Source organism: Clostridium sp. OM05-6BH, assembly GCF_003481635.1.
In the GTDB taxonomy this organism is placed as follows: domain Bacteria; phylum Bacillota; class Clostridia; order Lachnospirales; family Lachnospiraceae; genus Butyribacter.
In genome coordinates this window covers 448093-468631 of record NZ_QULH01000001.1, presented here as the reverse complement: position 1 = coordinate 468631, position 20539 = coordinate 448093, and the positions used below count along the sequence as shown (strand labels likewise).

General features: G+C 40.8%; 16 protein-coding genes. 14 read left to right on the top strand and 2 right to left on the bottom strand.

From position 1 onward, the window contains the following. The first annotated feature begins 4 nt into the window (after positions 1 to 4). The 5 genes from DXB73_RS02140 (at position 5) to DXB73_RS02120 (ending at position 9770) form a co-directional block, all read left to right on the top strand. Positions 5 to 2617: a TetM/TetW/TetO/TetS family tetracycline resistance ribosomal protection protein gene (locus DXB73_RS02140; protein ID WP_118689991.1), complete on the top strand. Its 2613-nt coding sequence runs from the start codon at positions 5 to 7 to the stop codon at positions 2615 to 2617. Positions 2618 to 2653: 36 nt separating this feature from the next. Then, positions 2654 to 3775, top strand: coding sequence for a helix-turn-helix transcriptional regulator (locus DXB73_RS02135; RefSeq protein WP_118689990.1), 1122 nt, complete (start codon positions 2654 to 2656; stop codon positions 3773 to 3775). A gap of 277 nt (positions 3776 to 4052) precedes the next feature. After that, positions 4053 to 7520 (top strand): HD domain-containing phosphohydrolase, encoded by a 3468-nt coding sequence (locus DXB73_RS02130; RefSeq protein WP_182448319.1) that lies wholly within the window; start codon positions 4053 to 4055, stop codon positions 7518 to 7520. Continuing rightward, positions 7517 to 8734: a BMP family ABC transporter substrate-binding protein gene (locus DXB73_RS02125; RefSeq protein ID WP_118689988.1), complete on the top strand. Its 1218-nt coding sequence runs from the start codon at positions 7517 to 7519 to the stop codon at positions 8732 to 8734. Before DXB73_RS02130 ends, DXB73_RS02125 begins: the two co-directional genes overlap by 4 nt. Before the next feature lie 22 nt (positions 8735 to 8756). Continuing rightward, positions 8757 to 9770 carry a transglutaminase domain-containing protein gene (locus DXB73_RS02120; protein WP_182448320.1) on the top strand — a complete coding sequence of 338 codons (1014 nt, stop codon included), beginning with the start codon at positions 8757 to 8759 and terminating at the stop codon, positions 9768 to 9770. On the opposite strand, the gene DXB73_RS02115 is transcribed toward DXB73_RS02120, so the two are convergent. Both DXB73_RS02115 and DXB73_RS02110 read right to left on the bottom strand, forming a co-directional pair. Beyond that, positions 9771 to 10490 (bottom strand): LytTR family DNA-binding domain-containing protein, encoded by a 720-nt coding sequence (locus DXB73_RS02115; RefSeq protein WP_118507762.1) that lies wholly within the window; start codon positions 10488 to 10490, stop codon positions 9771 to 9773. Between the two features lie 10 nt (positions 10491 to 10500). Beyond that, positions 10501 to 11832, bottom strand: coding sequence for a sensor histidine kinase (locus DXB73_RS02110; protein WP_118689986.1), 1332 nt, complete (start codon positions 11830 to 11832; stop codon positions 10501 to 10503). Positions 11833 to 12978: 1146 nt separating this feature from the next. Between DXB73_RS02110 and DXB73_RS02100 the strand changes: the two genes are divergently transcribed. The 9 genes from DXB73_RS02100 to DXB73_RS02060 all read left to right on the top strand — a co-directional run bounded on the left by DXB73_RS02100 (position 12979) and on the right by DXB73_RS02060 (position 20534). After that, on the top strand, positions 12979 to 13470 hold the full coding sequence (locus tag DXB73_RS02100) for a hypothetical protein (RefSeq protein WP_118689984.1): 492 nt from the start codon (positions 12979 to 12981) through the stop codon (positions 13468 to 13470). A gap of 93 nt (positions 13471 to 13563) precedes the next feature. Continuing rightward, positions 13564 to 14361, top strand: a complete 798-nt coding sequence (locus tag DXB73_RS02095; protein ID WP_118689983.1) for a hypothetical protein — start codon at positions 13564 to 13566, stop codon at positions 14359 to 14361. Next, a complete protein-coding gene (locus DXB73_RS02090) occupies positions 14354 to 15214 on the top strand; it encodes a hypothetical protein (RefSeq protein WP_118689982.1) in 861 nt (286 codons plus the stop codon). The genes DXB73_RS02095 and DXB73_RS02090 overlap by 8 nt, the downstream gene beginning before the upstream one ends. Next, positions 15211 to 15972 carry a hypothetical protein gene (locus DXB73_RS02085; protein ID WP_118689981.1) on the top strand — a complete coding sequence of 254 codons (762 nt, stop codon included), beginning with the start codon at positions 15211 to 15213 and terminating at the stop codon, positions 15970 to 15972. The genes DXB73_RS02090 and DXB73_RS02085 overlap by 4 nt, the downstream gene beginning before the upstream one ends. Positions 15973 to 16012: 40 nt before the next feature. After that, positions 16013 to 16657, top strand: coding sequence for an ABC transporter ATP-binding protein (locus tag DXB73_RS02080; RefSeq protein WP_118689980.1), 645 nt, complete (start codon positions 16013 to 16015; stop codon positions 16655 to 16657). Between the two features lie 229 nt (positions 16658 to 16886). After that, complete coding sequence (locus DXB73_RS02075) at positions 16887 to 18389, top strand: hypothetical protein (protein ID WP_118689979.1); 1503 nt, start codon at positions 16887 to 16889, stop codon at positions 18387 to 18389. A gap of 36 nt (positions 18390 to 18425) precedes the next feature. Next, positions 18426 to 19013 carry a hypothetical protein gene (locus tag DXB73_RS02070; protein ID WP_118689978.1) on the top strand — a complete coding sequence of 196 codons (588 nt, stop codon included), beginning with the start codon at positions 18426 to 18428 and terminating at the stop codon, positions 19011 to 19013. 22 nt (positions 19014 to 19035) lie between these two features. Further along, entirely contained in the window at positions 19036 to 20115 is a 1080-nt protein-coding gene (locus DXB73_RS02065; RefSeq protein ID WP_118689977.1) for a hypothetical protein, read from the top strand. 17 nt (positions 20116 to 20132) lie between these two features. Continuing rightward, complete coding sequence (locus tag DXB73_RS02060; RefSeq protein ID WP_118508123.1) at positions 20133 to 20534, top strand: DUF6483 family protein; 402 nt, start codon at positions 20133 to 20135, stop codon at positions 20532 to 20534. Positions 20535 to 20539: the final 5 nt, after the last annotated feature.

Genomic DNA, 20539 nt, shown 5'->3' with positions numbered 1-20539 from the left:
ATATATGAAACATATTACCATAGGAATATTGGCGCACGTTGATGCGGGTAAAACGACACTGTCGGAGGGACTTTTGTATACGGCAGGGTCGATCCGCCAATTAGGGCGTGTTGACGATCAAAACGCTTTTTTAGATAACAATCATATGGAACGTGACCGGGGGATCACTATTTTCTCCAAGCCTGCGCGCTTTGCGCTGCAGGATGGAACGGTTACGCTATTAGATACACCGGGACATGTAGATTTTTCGGCAGAAATGGAGCGCGCATTGCAGGTACTGGACTATGCAGTATTAGTCGTTAGTGCTGCTGATGGCGTGCAAAGCCATACCGAGACGTTATGGCAGCTTTTTGCTTACTACGATATTCCGGTGTTTCTTTTTATCAATAAAATGGATATGCCGGATACGGATCGTGGTCGGATCATGCAGGAACTACAGGAAAAGCTTTCGGATGCCTGTGTTGATTTTATGGCAGAACCTGAGAGCGTGATGGAAGCGGCAGCCGTGTGTGAAGAGGATCTGTTGGAACGCTTTTTGCAGGATGGAACACTTGAAGATGCAGATGTGATCCGGCTGATCAGACAACGGAAGTTGTTTCCATGTTATTTTGGCTCTGCACTAAAAATGCAGGGAGTTGAAACATTTCTAAAGGGATTGTGGCAATATACAGAGCCCGGACAGTATGGAGATGAGTTTGGCGCCAGAGTATACAAGATATCCAGAGATGAGCAGGGCAATCGACTGACACATTTGAAAGTGACGGGTGGACGCCTGCAGGCGAGACAGTTATTACAGGGCAAAAAGCAGCTGCAATCTGATGACGGCGATGAAGAGCAGATCTGGAGCGAAAAGATCAATCAGATCCGGTTCTATTCCGGAGAAAAATATACGACGGCAAAGGAAGCCAAAGCGGGAGAAATTTGTGCGGTTACCGGTTTGTCCCATACGTATCCGGGAGAGGGGCTTGGCTTTATGGAACACGATGAAGTTCCAATATTAGAGCCGGTTTTGACGTATCGGATCTTTTTGGAACCGGACTGGGATGTAAGACGTGCACTTCCGCTCTTGAAGCAGCTTGAAGAGGAGGAACCTGAGCTTCATATTATATGGGATGAAACACTCAAAGAACTTCATGCACAGGTGATGGGCGAGGTGCAGATCGAAGTGATCAGGCAGCAGTTATTTGATCGTTATCGTATGCATGTCACTTTTGGCGAGGGAAATATCGTTTACAAAGAAACCATAGCGGCACCGGTTATCGGTATGGGGCATTTTGAACCATTACGACATTATGCAGAGGTTCATTTGCTGTTGGAGCCCGGTGAGCCGGAATCCGGTCTGGTGTTTGACACGAATTGCAGCGAAGATATGCTGAGCAAAAACTGGCAGCGTTTGATCCTAACTCATTTGCAGGAAAAGAAACATCGCGGAGTGCTTACCGGATCAGAGATCACGGATATGCGGATCTCCGTTATTGCAGGTAAAGCACATGTGAAGCATACGGAGGGCGGTGATTTCAGACAGGCGACCTACCGTGCAGTCAGGCAGGGACTTAGACAGGCAGAAACGATCTTACTGGAGCCGTACTATTCGTTCCGTTTGGAGCTGCCGACCGAACAGTTGGGACGGGCAATGACGGACATGGAGCGAATGAGTGCGAAACTGAATGCACCGGATTCATCGGGAGAATACGCAGTTCTTGCCGGAGAAGCACCGGTTGCGACAATACGCTCCTATCAGAAGGATCTGTCTGCTTATACCGGTGGTAAAGGAAAGATGTCCTGTCAGTTGTGCGGATATCGACCATGCCACAATACGGAAGAAGTGGTTGCACAGATTGGTTATGATCCGGATCTGGATTATGCGGCAACAGCGGATTCTGTGTTTACAGCACATGGTTCCGGCTATATCGTTCCTTGGAATGAAGTGGCAGATCATGTACACGTAGATAATGGGTATTCTTTGGAAGGTAAGCAGTCGCCGGAAGACGACTATGCGGAGCCTATGACAGCAGCAATGAGGCGCCGAATGCGGTATGATACGGAATACTCGATGGGAGAAGAGGAGATTCGTTCTATTCTTGGACAAGCGGGTGGCGCAAACCGCAATCAGAAGAAAAATTGGATCAGACAGCGAAAACGTGTTGTTTCGTCTACAGACAGTCGTGGACCTGTCGCTTACAAGCGTTCGGCGGAAAAGTATCTGCTGGTGGATGGCTATAATATAGTGTTTGCATGGGACGAACTGAACGAGCTGGCAAAGGATAATATTGACGCAGCCAGAGACCGCCTGATGGATATTTTATGTAATTATCAAGCTTATATGGGGATGACACTGATCCTTGTATTTGATGCTTATAAGGTAAAAGGCGGTATTGGTCAGATGCTGGATTATCACAATATACATGTGGTATATACGAAGGAGGCGGAAACAGCAGATCAATATATCGAAAAACTTGCTCATAACATGGGGCGGGAACATGATGTAACTGTGGCAACTTCGGATGGGCTGGAGCAGCTGATCATCCGCGGGCAAGGCTGCAAATTATGGTCTGCAAGAGAATTTTATGCTGAGGTCAAACGAGTGGAGGAAGCCATTCGAAGACAAGTTGAGTGAGAGAAAAGCGCATTATAGAAAGGCGGGGAAAACAATATGGATATTTACTTATTAGAGCGACTACACAAATTATTGCATGGACCCATCAATGTCTTTGACCGGGAAGGGAATCTGATACACAGCTTTGAGGAAGGTGTGTGTCAGCCGGTTGCACCAAGGGAGTTTCAGGGAAAAGGAAAAGAAAAACCATATATTAAAATGGATGGAAAGGGCGTGGCATACGCAGTCATCCAATCGCCTGTAGGGGAATATATTGTGTTAGGCAGGATACGCGTGTATTATGCGGTAGGCAATGATTCCATAGGCATTTCTTATTGTGGAAAGGATGAATTTCGCGCAATCATAGAGCTTTGTTGGAAATCCATTACCGGACAGGAAATGCCGGGAAATGTATTCTGGAATGTATTGGAGGAGCCGGATGCCAGTATTGCAAAGCATCTGACAAATGATATGCTGCATTATCAGGAGAGGCGTAAAGCGCACAATCCGATCCGACAGGAGCGCCGTGAGCAGGAGAGCATTCGCAGAGGAGATCTGCAGGCGTTGGAAGAAAGTATTAATGAATCTTATGGAGGAGAGATCGGAAATGTTTCCAAGGATGTACTAAGACACTACAAAAATATAGCAGTATGGGTGATCAGCAGTGCGTCTCGAAGCGCCATTCAGGGAGGAGTCACCCCGGAAAAAGCCTTGTCTATGTGTGATAGCTTTTTACGCAATGTAGAGGATAATCTGCAGGAGCCACTGGAAGTTGAGAAGGCGACCAGAGAGGCAGAATTTATCTTTGCGCGTGAGGTACGCGATCTGCAGCGAAAAAACTGTGAAGATGTATTAACTTCTCAGGTCAGAAATTATATTTATCTGCATATTATGGATAAACTTCAAGTGACAGACATTGCAAAAGAGTTTGACGTCACACCGAATTATTTATCCGATCGTTTTCGCAAGCAGGAGGGGATTTCGCTGAAGCAATATATTATAAATGAAAAAATTGAAGCAAGCGAGTATTTTTTGAAGTATACCGATAAGTCTATCGGCGAGATCAGTGAACATTGTGCATTTGGTTCACAAAGTCGCTTTACTCAGTATTTTAGGGAAAGACATGGTGTGACACCAAGCGCCTATCGCAGAATATTTCAACAAGAACATGAGATTTGAAAATGCGGCAGTTGTTTCTAAGCATTTTGGAGACATAATCTTACAAAAATTAACCGCGATAGCATTTACTTGTTTTAGGCTACGTGATATAATAGGCAAGATTATAGTGATACGCGTGGTCTCATAAACGAAATGCCGGAAGTTTGGTATTCGGGAATACAGTGTTACAAATGCTGTAATGTTTGCATGGGACGAAATGGGAGGGAATATGACAAAGAAAATACGATCGGTCAGCAATACGTGCATAATTATGCTTGTTTGCATCGGGATAAATTACATGGGAAAGGTATTGGCAGCAGACTGGCATTTGCCGTTGTGGATGGATTCCATCGGCACGGGGATGTCAGCGTGTTTACTTGGCCCTTTTTTTGGTGCTTTATGTGGTGCAACGAATAACATTCTGTACGGAATGAGAAATGTCACCAGTTATGCGTATGCAGTTACCAGCGTTGCGATTGCAATCGTTATGGGAATCTGTATGCGCAGACATATGATACGTGACTGGTTTGGTGTCTTTACGACAAGTGCACTTGTTTCGGTCGTTGCAATCGTTGTCTCTACACCATTTAACTTGATATTTTTTCAAGGGTATAACGGCAACCTGTGGGGGGATGCTTTATTTGATATGTTCCGGTATTATCGTATTCCGGTCGTGATCGCCTCCGGGTTATCCGAGCTTCTCGTGGACTTTCCGGATAAAGTGGTTACGGTATGCATCATATTTGGTATATTGGGTATCATCAAGGGCGATCGTTTCGAGTGCAATGCAGAGCGGAAATCTTCAGGTGCCTTAATGATCGGTATTGTCGTTACAGCGGCGTTAATTGGCAGTGGACAGAAGTGCGTTGCAGCAACAGCCGGTGATAAATATACATCAACGTATTCACAGACAGTATATAATGGCGAGAATGGCCTGATCGGTGGTGAGGCAAACGATATTGTAGAAACCAAAGATGGATATTTGTGGATCGGAACTTATTCAGGGCTGTATCGTTTTGATGGGTCTACGTTTGATACGATGTCCGATATGAAGGATGTCAAAAATGTAAATTGCTTGTTTGAGGATGAGGAAGGTCGTTTATGGATCGGAACCAATGACAATGGTGTATCGATCTATGTCCGAGATAAAATCAGTAATATATTGACGGTGCAGAATGATCTTGCATCCAACTCAATCCGCTGTATTGCCGAAGATGAGCAGGGAAATTATTACATAGGTACTTCGAATGCATTAAGTATCGTAACGATCAGTAATGGACTGAAGGTGCGCAAAACCTTACAAGAAATCATGTATGCACGTTCTATAGCAACAGGCAAGGCTGGCGATGTTGCCGTTGTCAATAATTCAGGACAATTATTCATTATCAACAATCAGATGATCAAGGAGACGTTCACGTTAAAAACCGGCAATGCAGAAACATTTTATACTTGCTGTAAGTATATGGACAATGGGGATCTGCTGGTCGGAACAACGACAAATGAAATGTATCGTCTCCGCAAAACTAATGGAAAATATCGAACAATAAAACGCTATACAACGGGAAATCTTCAACAGATAAGCAGTATTGCTTCGGACGATCAGGGGAACTATTGGGTATGCAGTGGAAGCGGTATTGGCTATTTGCAAGGAGAGAAGTTTCATACGTTTGATACGAATACGTTCAACAGTTCTATTGACAATATGACGATGGATTATCAGGGAAATCTTTGGTTTACATCTTCTCGCCTGGGGCTTCTCAAGTTGTCTAAAACCTGCTTCACGGATCTTTTTCGACAGTACTCATTGGAGAAACGTGTTGTTAATACAGTGACAAAATGGCAGGACTGCATATACATTGGAACGGACGATGGACTGCAGATCATTGATGAAAAGCAACAGTGTGTGAGTGACAATAAATTGACACGCAAGCTTCGAGGGCGAAGGATCCGCTGCATGACAGTAGATTCTGCCGGTCATCTTTGGATCGCTATCTCCGGAGAGGAGGGGTTACTCGAAGTGACACCATCCCTGCAGATCACAGAATACGGACCGAATAAAGGAACCATCAGCAATCGCTTTCGAACAGTGATGGAGCTGAAAGATGGGACGATGGCAGCATCTGAAAATACAGGAATAGATTTTATTCGAAATGGGAAAGTAGTGGCAACGATCGGCGAGGAGGACGGCTTAGGCAATCCTCAGATATTGTGTATGCTGCAGTGTTCAGATGGAACTATTTTAGCAGGAAGTGACGGAAGTGGTATTGCTGTGATCCGTAATAATAAGGTACAGCGTACGGTTTCAATGAAAGCGGGACTTACTTCCGATGTTATTTTGCGCATTGTTGCGCTTGATAAAGGATATTTGATCATTACCAGCAACGGATTATGCTATATGAATGATAAGCTGGAATGCAGAAGCCTGTCCGGTTTTCCGTACTCGAACAACTACGATGCAATGGTAAACAGCGATGGTAAAGTATGGATACTAGGCAGTGCAGGTATTTACATAGTTACTCAGGACAGTTTGATCCAAAATGAAAAATACACGTATGAATTGCTCGATGGCAAAAGAGGACTGGATGGTTCACTTACTGCTAACGCTTGGAATTATATCGATGATAAAGGTAACTATTATTTGTCCTGTAATAGTGGAGTGTATGTGGTAAATATTGAACAGTATAATAAAAATAAAACCATTTATCGTATGTGGCTCAATGACATTACGGTAGATGGAACCAAATATTATATCAGTAAAAGCGAAACGACATCGATCGGAGAGTCGGCGGATAAGATTGAGATCACACCGATTCTTATGAATTACACCAAAGAAGATCCATACATTAGTTATTATTTGAAAGGATTTGAGCACAAAAAGAATATTGTCCGACAAAGTGAACTTGGAACGATCGTTTATACGAACCTGCCGTCTGGAACCTATACGTTTGTAATCTCCATATTGGATTATACCGGGACGAAAGAGATCGAAAGCAGTTCGTATTCCATCGAAAAGCCGGAACGCTTTTGGGAGACGTGGTGGTTTAAGGCATATTATATTATTATTGTGGTTATGATCATTATGTACCTTACATGGCTGATCACGAGACTGCAAAGCAACCGCGTGATCGAGCGACAGAATCGCGAGATTGAATTAGCCAAAAAACAGGCGCAGATGGGTAATGAGACGATTCTTGCCATTGCAAAAACTGTCGATGCCAGAGATGAGAATACAAGCCAGCATTCGGAGCGCGTTGCAGAATATTCCGTGCTAATTGCAAAGCGGATGGGCTGGAGCAAAGAACGATGTGAAGCTTTGCGTAAGATCGCATTGCTGCATGATATTGGAAAGATCGGTATACCGGATGCCGTACTTAATAAGCCGTCACGATTGACGGACGAGGAGTATGAGATCATGAAGAGTCATGTGTTGATCGGCGGTGATATACTAAAAGATTTCACAATTGTGCAGGATGTGGCGGATGGCGCCAGATATCACCATGAACGTTATGATGGCAAAGGATATGCCAAGGGGCTGAAGGGAGAGGAAATTCCATTAAATGCGAGAATTATTGGGATTGCCGATGCGTTTGATGCAATGACCTCGAATCGTGTGTATCGGCAAAAGATGGATATGGATTATGTGTTATCAGAACTTCACAAGGGAAGTGGAACACAATTTGATCCCAATATCGTTAAAATTATGATCTCGCTGATAGAAGAGGGCATTATCGATCCGTTGAAGAGATACAAGGGGGGAGAAGCATGAAGAAACAAAAAATGGCAGCATTGATCACTTGTATTTTGGTTATTGGCTTAGCGGGTGTATGGCATTGTGTTGTACAAAAAAGTCAGGTAAAGGAATCGATAAAAGTTGGTTTTGTCTATATTGGGGATGAAAGTAATCCTTATGTGTACAATTTTATTCGGGCACAAAAAAGCATTGAAAATCAGTTTGGTGATAAGGTGCAGGTTGTAGAGAAATTTAATGTACCTGAAAATGCAGTAGAGGAACCGCTTGTTGAATTGGCAAAAGAAAAATGTGATGTTATCTTTGCGACCAGTTATGGATATGGTAAGACAACGAAAGAAGTAGCTAAGAAATATCCGGAAATACAATTTTGTCAGGCAACAGGGGACAATGCGAATCAGAATCCCATTGTTTCTAATTACCATACCTACATGGGAGCAGTATATCAGGGAAGATATATTGCTGGAATTGTGGCTGGCATGAAATTGCAGGAAATGATCTCAGAAGGTAAGATTACACCGCAAGATGCTAAGATTGGTTATGTTGGAGCTTATGCTTATGCGGAAGTAATATCGGGATATACGGCTTTTTTGCTGGGGGCACGTTCCGTCGTTCCCGAGACAGTTATGACGGTCTGCTATGCAAATACATGGAGTAGTTATTCGTATGAAAAGGAGATTGCAAAGTCGTTGATAGAAGATGGCTGTGTGATCATATCGCAGCACTCAGATACCACAGGGCCGGCAGTTGCCTGTGAGGAGATGAGCCAGACCGACAAGTATGAAGTGTATCATGTCGGTTACAATCAAGGCATGACCAGCGTGGCACCTACAACATCTCTGATCGGTTGCAAAGTCAATTGGGAGCCTTATGAATCCGCAGTGATTCAAGCGGTATTGGATGGCAAAAAGATTGAAAGTGAACTGGATGTACAAAAAGAAAAGAATGATGCGTGGGGCGGACTTGCAGACAATTGGGTACAAATGCTGGAGTTGAATGAAGTAATTGCAGCGCCCGGGACCAGGAAGGCTGTGAAACGCGCGATTGATGGATTCGCCAAAGGACAGATCAAGGTGTTCTATGGCAAATATACGGGGGTAAATCCGTTGAATCCTTCCGACAAGATAGATCTGACCAAAGAATATCAAGAAAATGCGAAAGCATCTGCACCGGGATTTTGTTATCAGTTGGATGATATTGTCACGGTAAAAGAAATGGATACGCAACAATAAAAATGACGCTATGGAGGAAGATATGTCAGCCAAGAAAAAAATAATAAAGATCACGTTTGGGGCAGCAGCAATTATGATGCTGTTAAGTGGTAGAAATACAGCGAAGGTTTCGGCACAGACTGTGTCGGAAGATGGTGAGCGTTACCGCATTGAGCAAAATGAAGAGGATGGCAAACGGTATTTGACCGATCGTCATGGACAGACGGTGGCAGGGTGGCATGTCCGTATTGGCAATAAATATTATCGTATTGGTAAAGTAAATGATATTGGTTTATGCCGATCTAAGCGATTCAAAATTATCTTTACTAAAAAGAATGGTCAACTCGTGCAAAATGGTATGGCGCGAGGATTTTCCTTTGATGCCAGGGGCTTACTGGCAGTGAAACGCGGGATCTACCGTATTAGTGGAAAATACTACTATATTGATCATGGCTATATGTATAGCAGGGACTATAGCAAAAAGGGAACACAGTATTTTATGAATCTGGATGGCAGTGTTGCTTATTATCGGAATAAGCATACCTGTTATGCGCCATCTGGTAAGAAACTGACAAAACAGCAGCGTAAGGAAGCGGTTGCCAGGGAACATGCGCGTGTGATCATTCGTGAATGTGTTCAGAAGCAGCATCGCAAAAAAGCGATGTCCCAGTCCAAAAAGTTGGACAAATGTTTTATGTGGGTTGTGAAAAATTATGATTACTCCGAACGAAAATGTGATGGTAAGAAAGGCTGGACATCGAAATCTGCAGATGCGTTATACCGTTTTCAAACCGGAGACTGCCGTACATTGTCCGTTGGATTTGCTTTTTTGGCTTCGGAACTTGGCTATAAGCGTGTTGTTATTGCGCAGGACACAAGTGATCGTTTTTCGGGAACGCATGTGTGGACAGTCGTGAATGGAAAATGCTACGATCCGTTGTTTTACAATACAGCGAAACCAAAACGGTATCTTCCGGTATTCAAGGGATCTACGCAGAAACAATATACAGACAAAACCCATTGTACAGTTAATGGAAAGTTTCGTCCGGGAGACTGATCAGTTAATATAGGGATTCGAAGATCGGATCCAACGTTTTTTTACATCATCCGCATATTCTATAGATAAAGGATAGATCAGATCATTACTTCCAGTGATATCTTTTTGGGAGATACTCTGTATGTGATTGATATTCATAATAGTAGAACGGTTGGTTTGAAGAAAATAATCAGGAAGAGCATCACACAGCGTGTTGATAGTTGCTCGCTGCCGATACAAATCTGTTATTGTATCAATGGCAATATAATGGGAAGATTTGATACAGCGAAAGGCTATAATGTCAGAGTATTTTATCTGTTTTGTTTCGTGTTTGGATATGGAAATGGTATAACAGTCATCCATAAGCTGTGTGATCACCGGTGATAATGCGAATGTTATCTCTAGTAATGTGACAGGTTTGACAATATAATACAAGGCACGTACGCGATATCCCTGCAGTGCATAATCCTCGTGGGCAGATAATATAATGATCGTACCAAGATAATTAGCATTGCGAAGAGATTGAGCAAGTGTTAATCCGGAGCCATCCGGCAGTTCGATATCTAAAAAAATAACATCAAAAGAAAGCATCTTATCAAGAGTGCACGAAGCGCAATCTGTAAAAACGGATGTATGTAATGTAACAAATTGCTCTTTGGCCCATTGGTTTAAGGTGGTTTGTAATTGTTGGCAGTGAGCGGGAGAATCCTCGATCATTGCTATGTTTAATTCTGGTTTCATATACGTTCTCCTATTTCTCCGGGATTAAAATAGTCACACAAAAAGAAGTGGAATTTTTTGTGATGTCTATAATCCCATTTGCAGCTTCTACAGTTTTTTGCACATTGAGTAGTCCAAAACCATGCTGACTTGTATCTGCTTTGCTGGTTCGCAGTGCATGATCTTTATCGGTTAAATATTCACCTGTTGATGTGTTCTGCACAATGATCTGCAGAGCGGCACGGAAAGGTTTCATGGATAGCACAATAGATGGTTGTGCTGCGGGATCCTGATGTTGCAGTCGTATACATGCTTCAATAGCATTATCTAATAGATTGCCTAAAATCGTTGTTAATTGCAGATCAGATAAGGGTATTTTATCGTTGACCAATAGGGAATGCTTTAATTCAATATGTTGTGATCTGGCATAACGTATCTTGCCGGACACAATAGCATCAATACTTGCCACTCCTGTATTTACATCATTTAGATAATCCGGGAGATTGTCCTGCAAGGATTGTATGTATTGTGTGATCTGTGAATCTTTATGATTGGCGGCGAGCCCCTTTAGAGTCAACAGATGATTTTTGTAGTCATGCTTCCATGCCCGTATTCCATCTGCAGTTTCTTTGGCATGCTGCAATTCAGCTAATACAGTTTGTTCTTGATGTTGCTTTTGTACTAGATCTGCATTTCGTTTATTAGTAGCACTGATCTGGAAGATCAATAGAATCATAAACAGGATTATTATCATGACACTAAAGCTGATTCCCTGAAGACGAAAAAATATATTTTGTGGGATATTTTTTTCATAAGTGATCAGGATATCTAATAATATATTGCAACAGATCACGCCAAGTATACTGGTTATATATGTTGCAGCGTATAAAAAAGAGGACATCATTAAGTCTGCTTTCATTAATTTTGCAAACAATATACAAAATAAAGCACATATTAGTAAATACGCGAAAGTAGAACAATAACGGTGATCACCCCCTAGATCAAATGAGCGTAGTGTCGATGCAAATAGTTGATCACATAATGAAAAGGAAAGCTTATCTGCAATCAAACTGATCAACGTAGGGAGTATGGATACATACACCTTTTTAGCAAGTGAGCCATCAAATAAGGCGAGGAGTAATAGCAAATCAAATAATAACAACAATAGTTGAACAAAACCATAGTTCATATTATTTATATTACAAAAACACGTAATAGCCGTTTCTATAATAATAGCACCGAAAATTCCAAGGTGTCGATAAGATGTGTATATCGGACGTACGGAAAATATTCGTGTGAAGAATAGGATAAATATTGTACTCTCTAATAGATTTACCATTATTTCCCAAATAGTTTCTATCATAAATTAGTACTCCTTAACTATATCTTATATATGTAATAACTACATATTAGCATATGTATTTACATAAGTCAATTGACGGCGATGAATTTGGGACTGTGACTGTGAATTATGGGAATCATAATATTAACATATCAGTTTTAGTAAGAAACTGTTTTTTGAGGCTCATGAGTGCTAAAATACAGGAACCGATAATGCCAGAGCAGATGGAGCTATAATAAGGTAAATGGCAAAGGTATAATATTACACTGAGTACGGATAGAACAAAAAAATTACGTAGGCACTTTGCTCTGGCATGTTGGATCTGATTAGCAGATAAAGGATGGTTTGGATGCCTGATAGGAGCAAAGTGGTAGATAATGAACAGGCAGGCAATATATGTGGGGATACAGAAAGAGGGATGATACAGCCAAAATTTGTTGATCAATAAGGAAAATATGCCAATGCTGGTGCTTAGGCACAGGCAGCTAAAGTGTGTCTTACAATGGAATCCTCCAAGTTGTGTTCGTATCAAGAGAAAGCTGAGCGTCCATATGATCATAGCTGAGATCTGGTGCCAAAGTATCGCTACTATTAATAATAATAAATTGCCAATAAATTCACTGATAAAACATTCAATGCCGTATATATATACTTCTGCTTTGTCTGTAGCTTGTCCATATTTCATAAAATACTGTGTCAATAGTTCTGATAATCTGTGAATCATTTTTAACATCCTTCCTGTGGGTATAATGTGGAGCATACGAACATGGTTGTAAGTTCATTATATTCTTAAAATATAGCCACTGTAATAGAAAAGTCAATATTAAAAAAAAACTATTCAACGCCAAAAAAACGCAATTCAACGCCAAGTTATTGAAACCGGATAATGCGGATGCTATAGTGGCAATGTGAAATATTTTTGCAAACATGCCTTGTCGAGGCAGATGTTATGAGCCAATGTTGCCAGAAGAGTTACGGCATCACACAGGGGAGTAGATTTAGAAATCTACATGGGCGTATTGCTATTACGCCAAGAAATCTGCAGTACTTGAGAACAGACCTTCTGTACCACAGATTAAAATTTCACTTGATAATTATAGCATATTAGGTCTGTGTATGCTATGTACATTAAAATATGCAGCAAATCTGCAGGAAAGAGGTACAGATATGAAAAAGAAATTGAAACAATTTAAAAAGTATTCTAGCGTGACCGTAATGGCATTGTTACTTAGTACAATGATTTACACAACACCAGTAATGGCTACTTCGGCGGAATTTAATCAGAATACGCGTGTAGACAGTAATAGTTGGACTAAAATGGCTTCACCCAAAAAGAGCACTAGCAATCATTTTGCGGCAATCTATTTGCGAGATATGATGGATATACACCATAATTCAAACAATAATTATGAACAATTATATGCGAGAATGAGTTATAATCAAACGACAGTAATTGATCGAAAGATGTCCGGCGCAGGTTCTTATGAGGGAGGAAAAGCGTTACTGAAAAGAGGTAAAAAAACCTGCTTTTTACTGAAACAGAGATACTGCAGCAAGAATCAACAGATTAACATCTTTTTAGAGGGACATAATCCGAAGTATGATTGCTATGTTAGTGGATCATGGAATATTGATCGTGCAAATTCGAAGGTTGATTAGTCATCGTTTGATTATAGCAGAAGGTTTTGGCGCAACGGCCTTTGGTAAAGTAGCTCGTTGTGTTAATTCTGTGTATGAAAGGGAAAGAAATATATGAAAGTGAAAATCATTTTTATAAGTGTAGTATGTATGATTTGTCTTGGTGCCGGGATCCTCTGCCGAGATACTATATCACATTCGATATTTAAATCCGGAACGCGAATGTCGGCATGGGATAACATGAAAGTGCAATTTGATCTCAATGATCTGGTTGGACAGAAGGATGACGTTACTGCATCGTGGCAGGATGGTATAAAAGAATACCGTACGAAAAAGGGATTAAAGCATATGTATGATGAGTATGTAAATGTAGGAGTATTCTATGTGTCCGATGATTTTATAAAAACTTCAGGATCAGCAACAGGACATATGAAGTTGCTTAAGAGCATTAAGAGTGATGGCTCTGTCAAAGAGGGAGAGACGATTTCGGTTACGTATTCCTGTAATTATATTCCAAAAAAAGACAATATATATCAGACAAGTAATATTACCCCTATGATTCGTCAGAATGAATGTTATTTGTTGGTTTACGATAAAATAGTAAATTCAGATATATCAGAAAAGTTTGAGACGCATGGAGCTAAGCTGCCAATAAATTATTCAACAGGCAATAGTGCATCTTGGGATATATCTCCATTGCGGCTTTCTGACAGCCAGACCCTTAAGATCATTGAAAAAGGAAAAGTATATACGATAGAAGAGTTATCTGATTATGATCTTTTTACATGCGGAACAGGAATCTTACAAGAATGGTATCGCACCAAAGATGCAATCTTGAGATATTACGTGGGAGATAACTATGCAGAACTTGCGGCCAACTGGAAACGAAAGGAGCGTACAGGTAATGAATAAAAAGAAATACAGCAGTATATGGCGGGTATATGTCAGTGAACTTTACCGATTATTTCATAAGCGGAGTTTTTGGCTTGCGTTTATGGTGTTGTTTTTGTATGCTGCGGCAGATTATCTACACACCGCCAGTTGGATAATCCGGGGATTTGTCAAGGAACCGTATGCCGCAAGCGGCTATTTTATGGGAGCATATCAGAGTTTCAATAAATATCAGCCGATATTTATCAAGGTCTTTCCGCTTCTCATGGCACTTCCCTGTGTGTCAGCGTGGTATGAGGAGACGAAAAGAAGCCGCAATGCAGCTTTGGTCATGCAGCGGACGAGCCCGTTCCGTTATCTGTCTGCTAAAGCAATGGCGTACTTTACAGGGAATGCAGTTATGGTGTTTGTGTGTTATGCTTTGAATCTGCTGGCATGTGAGCTGACCTATGGTGAAGCCTATCCGACACCATTTGGGGAAAGATACACGGAATTATATTACATGGATCTGGCAGACAATCATCCGATGCCTCTGATGGGCTATTATGTGACACATACGGTACTCTATCTGTTTGTATTTTGCATAGTGATCGCAGTGTTTGCAGGAGTGCTTGGATTGTTCGCATATGCCTGCAGCCTGTGGCTGACCAGAAGCTTTGCCTTGGTGTTTGTATTATTATATGGATGCTTTTATTTTACGATGCGTTATTCACAGTATATTAAGGGATTCGATCTGAGCTATGTCCTATGTGTTGGCGACCGTTGGAATACAGGGTATACACAAATATTTTTGCTCATAAATATAGGTCTTGTATTATTGTCAGGGATATTGATTGCGGTGAGACGAATCCGGGGATTGGAGATGTACTTTTGAAAAAGAAAATAATTTTTTTGATGATTGCTTCTGTTTTTTTGGCTTTTTTCAATAATCTTACATTTCTGTTTGGAACCTGTTATCCGGGAAATACGACAGATGATATGTTTGTCAGCAGCATCTTTGATTCTATTAAAGTGGTGAAAACACATTCATTGACGCTGGGTATGCAGAATCTGTTTGTATTGATTGTGTTTATTTTTGTCATGCATGATTATCTCAGTAGAGAGATCCTGAATCAGGGAGTCTACGCATTGGTGCGGATGCACAGGCGGACGAAATGGCTTGTCCGCAGGATGGCAGGGTTGGCTGTTATATGCGCAGTCTATATGGGGATTTATTTGACCATTGTTTACGAACTTAGTTCTTACTATGTGCATAAACGACTGGTTATTCCGCATTCCGCAGTGCTGCCGAAGGCATGGCTGGCATTATTTATGATGGTATATTTTGCGGCTGTGTTTACGGTGGTTTCAGATATTCGGATTGGACGGAGTGCTTCCTGTATCGTTGGGACGGTCGTGTTAGCTGCATTGATCATGATCGGAATGTATGAACCTTACCGGAAATATAAGGATGCCATGTGGATGCTTGCATTAAATCCGGCATGCGCTATGTTTGTTTATACAACGGCAGGGAAAATAGGTTTTTTGAAAATGCTGACTGTGTTTGTGGGAGAGATTACAGCTCTTATTTTAGCCTGTGCCAAGTGGCTGGAACATATCGATCTTATTAAAATTGAAAGTGAAGGATATTGACGGAGCAGATTGCCGGACAGACAGAAAGGGAGGAACACAAATGGAACGAATTGAGTTGATTCATGTCAATAAAAAACTGGGTGGTAAAGAGGTATTAAAAGGAGTAGATCTGACGCTGGAGGAAGGAAAACTTTATGGAATTATCGGAGAAAACGGAAGTGGTAAGACAATGCTGCTGCGTCTGCTGGCGGGACTGATCCATCCGGATGACGGAGAAGTGCACTACGGCGGCAAAAAAGTGAAGAAACTGACGCAGGTGGTAAATATAGGTTTAAGCATCGAAAATATAGGATTATATGATGATATGACCGTGTATCAGAATATGAAATATTATGCAAAATTAAGCGGTGGATGTGACAAAAGGAAGATAGAAGAGACGCTTCAGAGAATGGGATTAACAGACCGAAAGAACATGAGATTTGCAAAGTTGTCGCTGGGCTTAAAACAGAAGGCAGTGTTAGCGCAGGCAATTTTATCAAGCCCGGATCTTTTGCTGCTTGATGAACCAACGAATGGTTTGGATACGGATGCGAAGGATGCGTTCAAAAAGGTGGTTTTGGAAGAAGTTCAAAGAGGCTGTACGGTTGTGGTGGTCAGTCATGATCATACCTTTGTGGAGCAGGAGGTAGATGGATTGTTTCATATGGAAAATGGTGTGCTTACGGCTAAGGCTGTGCCAATGTGATTGGTAAAATTTTATGAGGGGAGGAGAGAATGTTTAATTCTTAAGAATTATTAAGATTGTTTGGAACATATTGACGAATCATCCTTTTTTTGATGTACTAAAAGTATAAGAAGTGGACATCTTACATACATTCATTTTGTACTTTATGATCTAATGTTGAAGAGATGATGTGTATGAAAGACCAGTGGAGATAATAAAGTCTAAATGCTATCAAAAGGGGGATTTCGATATGAGAAAACTAGTAAAAAATGTGCTTGCAATGTTAATTGTTGGAGGAACCGCAGTTGTTATGGGGAATGGAACTGTTTCGGCAAGTAACGGCATAGGTATTAACGAACAAAACTTCCCGGATGCACAGATACGTCAAATTGCCACACAGTACGACAGCAACAAAGATCAAATACTTGACACATCAGAACAGAAAAAACTGACAGAACTGATCGTTATTGAGACAACAGAAAATACAGGAGTTCAGGGAAATGTAATTCGCACCGCCAAAGGCATTACCTCTTTTAAAGGTGTAGAGTATTTTGCAGAACTAAAAAGTATATCAGTTGGTCAAAGTGGAAAACCTCAGTCAAGCTATAAGATTGCAAGTGATCTTTTCCAGTATACCAAACAGGTAAAAACAATTCGAGTTAATTATGCTTATGCAGATCCTGTAGATGCCAGATATAAGGATTCTGATAAACAAATGCTGGCGAAGAATACATCTATTGTTATAGATGATTCTATGCAGTGTGAAAGTTTGTCGTTGGAAGGCGTTCAAGTGAAAAAGATGCAGATTGTCTCAAAGAAGATGAAGAAGCTGTTGATCAAGACTTGTAACCTTCCGGATGAATACACAATAAACACACCAAATCTGCAGACATTGGGCTTAAAGGAAACATATGTCAAGAAGCTGCAGTATGGAAAGATGGATAAACTCAAATATCTGTCACTTGGGCTTAATGTAATTCAAAATGGAAAAGAGAAAGCTTCGCCTGTCACAGTGCTTGATCTGCAGAAAAGCAAGAACATCGCAGAGTTGTCTGTTACCGGTTGCAGAATAAATAAGCTTGATCTGTCATCGGTCAATAAGACACTCCGTTTGGCCAGTATTACGCAATCTGGGAAATATCCGATCAAGCAGGTCCGCCTCGGCAAAATGGCAGCATTGAAGGACTTATCTGTTAGTGCTAAATGCGCAGCAATAGATGCCTCTAAATGCAGCCGTCTTAATACATTAGAATGTGCCAGCTATGGGATTTTCAAAGTAAAGCTTCCAAAGTCAGTGCAATATCTTACACTCACCAGTCTTGATAAGAAGGGATGTAAATCACTTAAGTTATCAAACTGTAAGAAGCTGAAAGCGTTGAAAGTGATTGGCTGCAAGAAATTAAAAACAATAAATTTAGCAAAATGCAGTAAGTTGTATTCATTAAAGTTGAAAGGATTAGCGTTAAAACGTCTCACGCTACCAAATAATAAAAATGGATTAAAAACTTGGCTTAAAAATTATGATTTTGCAGAAGTTTTGGATAAACAGGCAAGACTATTTGAAGATACGGATTATGTTTATGAACCGGCTTCTCCTAATTATAAAATACTTCAAAACACGTCTGTGAAAGTGTTAGACCTCAGCAGATTGACCAAGGTGAAACATGCAAAGACAACTTTAAAGAAAGCCTTTTTGAAGAATAAGAACGTGAAGAAAGTAGTTATATCGCATAGTCATTTACACGCAATGTAATATCTATTACAATCAAATAGAAGGGAGAAGAAATGGATGAGCAAAAAAAGAAAAGTAGCTATACGGCTTATAGCGGTGTTCATTGCAGCAATTATACTAGGCTCAGCAGTACGTGTTGGAATGTATTATTTTGAGTACAGGCAGGACAGTAAGATTTTACATTATCTTAAAGAAAATGAGAGCAAATCGGTTTTTCGTGGCCTGGTGAATGATGATGGAAAGCCGTATCAGCAAAAAACTGTAAGATATGATATTGATGGTGATGGTAAAAAAGAAATTGTTTATGCAGGATATGATGAATTGGGGTCCGGATATCCAAGATATGTGATCTGTTCAATTGGGATTCATTCCGGTCAAAAATTTTATGTAAAGGCAATTTATGACTTAACCTGTTTTGACTATACAGTTGCACCTGATAAAGCAAAATATGTTCTACAACATGGCATACCGAGTATGGCGATAAAATCAGGAAAGTTATTATTTCAGGTGCATGATTATGACGATAAGGATAAGATTTTGAATACATTTACCATGACGGGACAACAGGGAGATCATCGAGTCTTTAATACAGAAAGTGGACAATTTGTTACGAGTGATTGGAAAGCTACAACTTATTTGAAATGAACAATAAAGGATTAGATAACCATTGTTTCAAAAGAGAATAAAATCTGCCCGGATATTGCCATTAGCTGATGTCGGTATCCGGGCATGGCCGGAACAGAATTTCTTGTTTGGAATTCTAAGCGGATCAGAGGATGGCCGAAAGTGGATATACAATCATTTTATACAGATGAGAGGCTCTCATTATATCGGGTATCAGTGGGATGCAAAAGATGCCAGCATGACCTTTTATCCATATGCGATCCATTATCTTTTCCCTAATATGTTTGATCTGTGTCCGTTTGTTGAAAAAAATATGATACCAAAGTCATTGATTCTTGGAATATTTCGTTCATTCCATGAATTTGTGATCCATGCTATTGATAGTAGGTATTATATTTCTTCATTTTTGGATCAGTTTTTTAGGGAGGACATGAGGGGGCATTATGGGTTTCATCATCCAACATTTATCTATGGCTATGATGGTGGAGAGCGGATTGTTTATATTGCGGATAATTTCGAACGTGGAAAATATGGCACCAAGAAGATCTCATATGATCAACTTGACAGAGCATTTCGTTTAGTGCCGGATGATATGTGGAAGTATGGAGTTTATCTGTATCGAGTCACTTCCGCACAGTATTCTTTTGTGCCAGGGTACGTGAAAGAACAGCTTATGGACTATATTGCACCAGGAAATGGAATCTGTTACTTAAACCGTACAGTATGCCCGGAATCTTTTCATGATGGCAGTGACTATCTCAATGAGGTTTTCTTTGGTGCGCAGTGCTATGATCTGCTTGATCACTGCTTTCAGGCGGTGATCAGGCAGGATGATACGTATCCGTCAAAAGACTGGCGCAGTCTGGTTCAGCTCTGCGATCATAAATATTTGATGCGCAGGCGGTATCAGTATATGATGGAGAATGGTTATGCTGCAGAGGATGATGTACTGTTGAAAGATTTGGAAGAATTGGAAAAAGAATGTCTGATCGCACAGAACATGTATATTAAGTATACAGTGACAGATGATATTAAGATCATAGAACGGTTGCGGGAAAGAATAAGAAAGATTCGGCAGATGGATATTATTGTGACAGAGAATTTTATAAAACGGATTTTATAAGAATCAGAGAGGATGACATGGCGGAGTATCAGACGAAGAAAACCAAGCATGCAGTATACAATACATTACGCTGTCTTGGAGGGGTTCTATTTGGAGAACGTCGGTTTAAGCAGCCAAAATTTTTGGAAAACGCAGCACAGAAGGATAAATACGAGATGTGGCTGGCAATGATTGATGCAGGAAAGATCAATGAGGCAGAAAATGAATTGATCGCCGAGTTAGAGCATGCATCGGAGGGGGACGTAGACTGCAGAGGACAGAAAATGGAACTATTGGAGGTGGCACTGCAGGTATATCAATATATTAATGACAAAGAGGATGAATTCCTTGAGATGCATTGCTACAGCCGTGAAGAAGTGGAAGAGGGTATTCGAAATGCTTTGCAGATGATGGGGATGCACAATGATCTGCTGTTATAAAGCAA

What these genes read in the sequence shown, in the direction of transcription:
- DXB73_RS02095 (WP_118689983.1), top strand. Translation starts at nt 13,564, where the DNA reads ATGAAAGTGAAAATCATTTTTATAAGTGTAGTATGTATGATTTGTCTT.
- DXB73_RS02060 (WP_118508123.1), top strand. Translation starts at nt 20,133, where the DNA reads ATGGCGGAGTATCAGACGAAGAAAACCAAGCATGCAGTATACAATACA.
- DXB73_RS02125 (WP_118689988.1), top strand. Translation starts at nt 7,517, where the DNA reads ATGAAGAAACAAAAAATGGCAGCATTGATCACTTGTATTTTGGTTATT.
- DXB73_RS02140 (WP_118689991.1), top strand. Translation starts at nt 5, where the DNA reads ATGAAACATATTACCATAGGAATATTGGCGCACGTTGATGCGGGTAAA.
- DXB73_RS02075 (WP_118689979.1), top strand. Translation starts at nt 16,887, where the DNA reads ATGAGAAAACTAGTAAAAAATGTGCTTGCAATGTTAATTGTTGGAGGA.
- DXB73_RS02115 (WP_118507762.1), bottom strand. Translation starts at nt 10,490, where the DNA reads ATGAAACCAGAATTAAACATAGCAATGATCGAGGATTCTCCCGCTCAC.
- DXB73_RS02070 (WP_118689978.1), top strand. Translation starts at nt 18,426, where the DNA reads ATGAGCAAAAAAAGAAAAGTAGCTATACGGCTTATAGCGGTGTTCATT.
- DXB73_RS02090 (WP_118689982.1), top strand. Translation starts at nt 14,354, where the DNA reads ATGAATAAAAAGAAATACAGCAGTATATGGCGGGTATATGTCAGTGAA.
- DXB73_RS02135 (WP_118689990.1), top strand. Translation starts at nt 2,654, where the DNA reads ATGGATATTTACTTATTAGAGCGACTACACAAATTATTGCATGGACCC.
- DXB73_RS02120 (WP_182448320.1), top strand. Translation starts at nt 8,757, where the DNA reads ATGTCAGCCAAGAAAAAAATAATAAAGATCACGTTTGGGGCAGCAGCA.
- DXB73_RS02080 (WP_118689980.1), top strand. Translation starts at nt 16,013, where the DNA reads ATGGAACGAATTGAGTTGATTCATGTCAATAAAAAACTGGGTGGTAAA.
- DXB73_RS02130 (WP_182448319.1), top strand. Translation starts at nt 4,053, where the DNA reads ATGGGAAAGGTATTGGCAGCAGACTGGCATTTGCCGTTGTGGATGGAT.
- DXB73_RS02110 (WP_118689986.1), bottom strand. Translation starts at nt 11,832, where the DNA reads ATGATAGAAACTATTTGGGAAATAATGGTAAATCTATTAGAGAGTACA.
- DXB73_RS02100 (WP_118689984.1), top strand. Translation starts at nt 12,979, where the DNA reads ATGAAAAAGAAATTGAAACAATTTAAAAAGTATTCTAGCGTGACCGTA.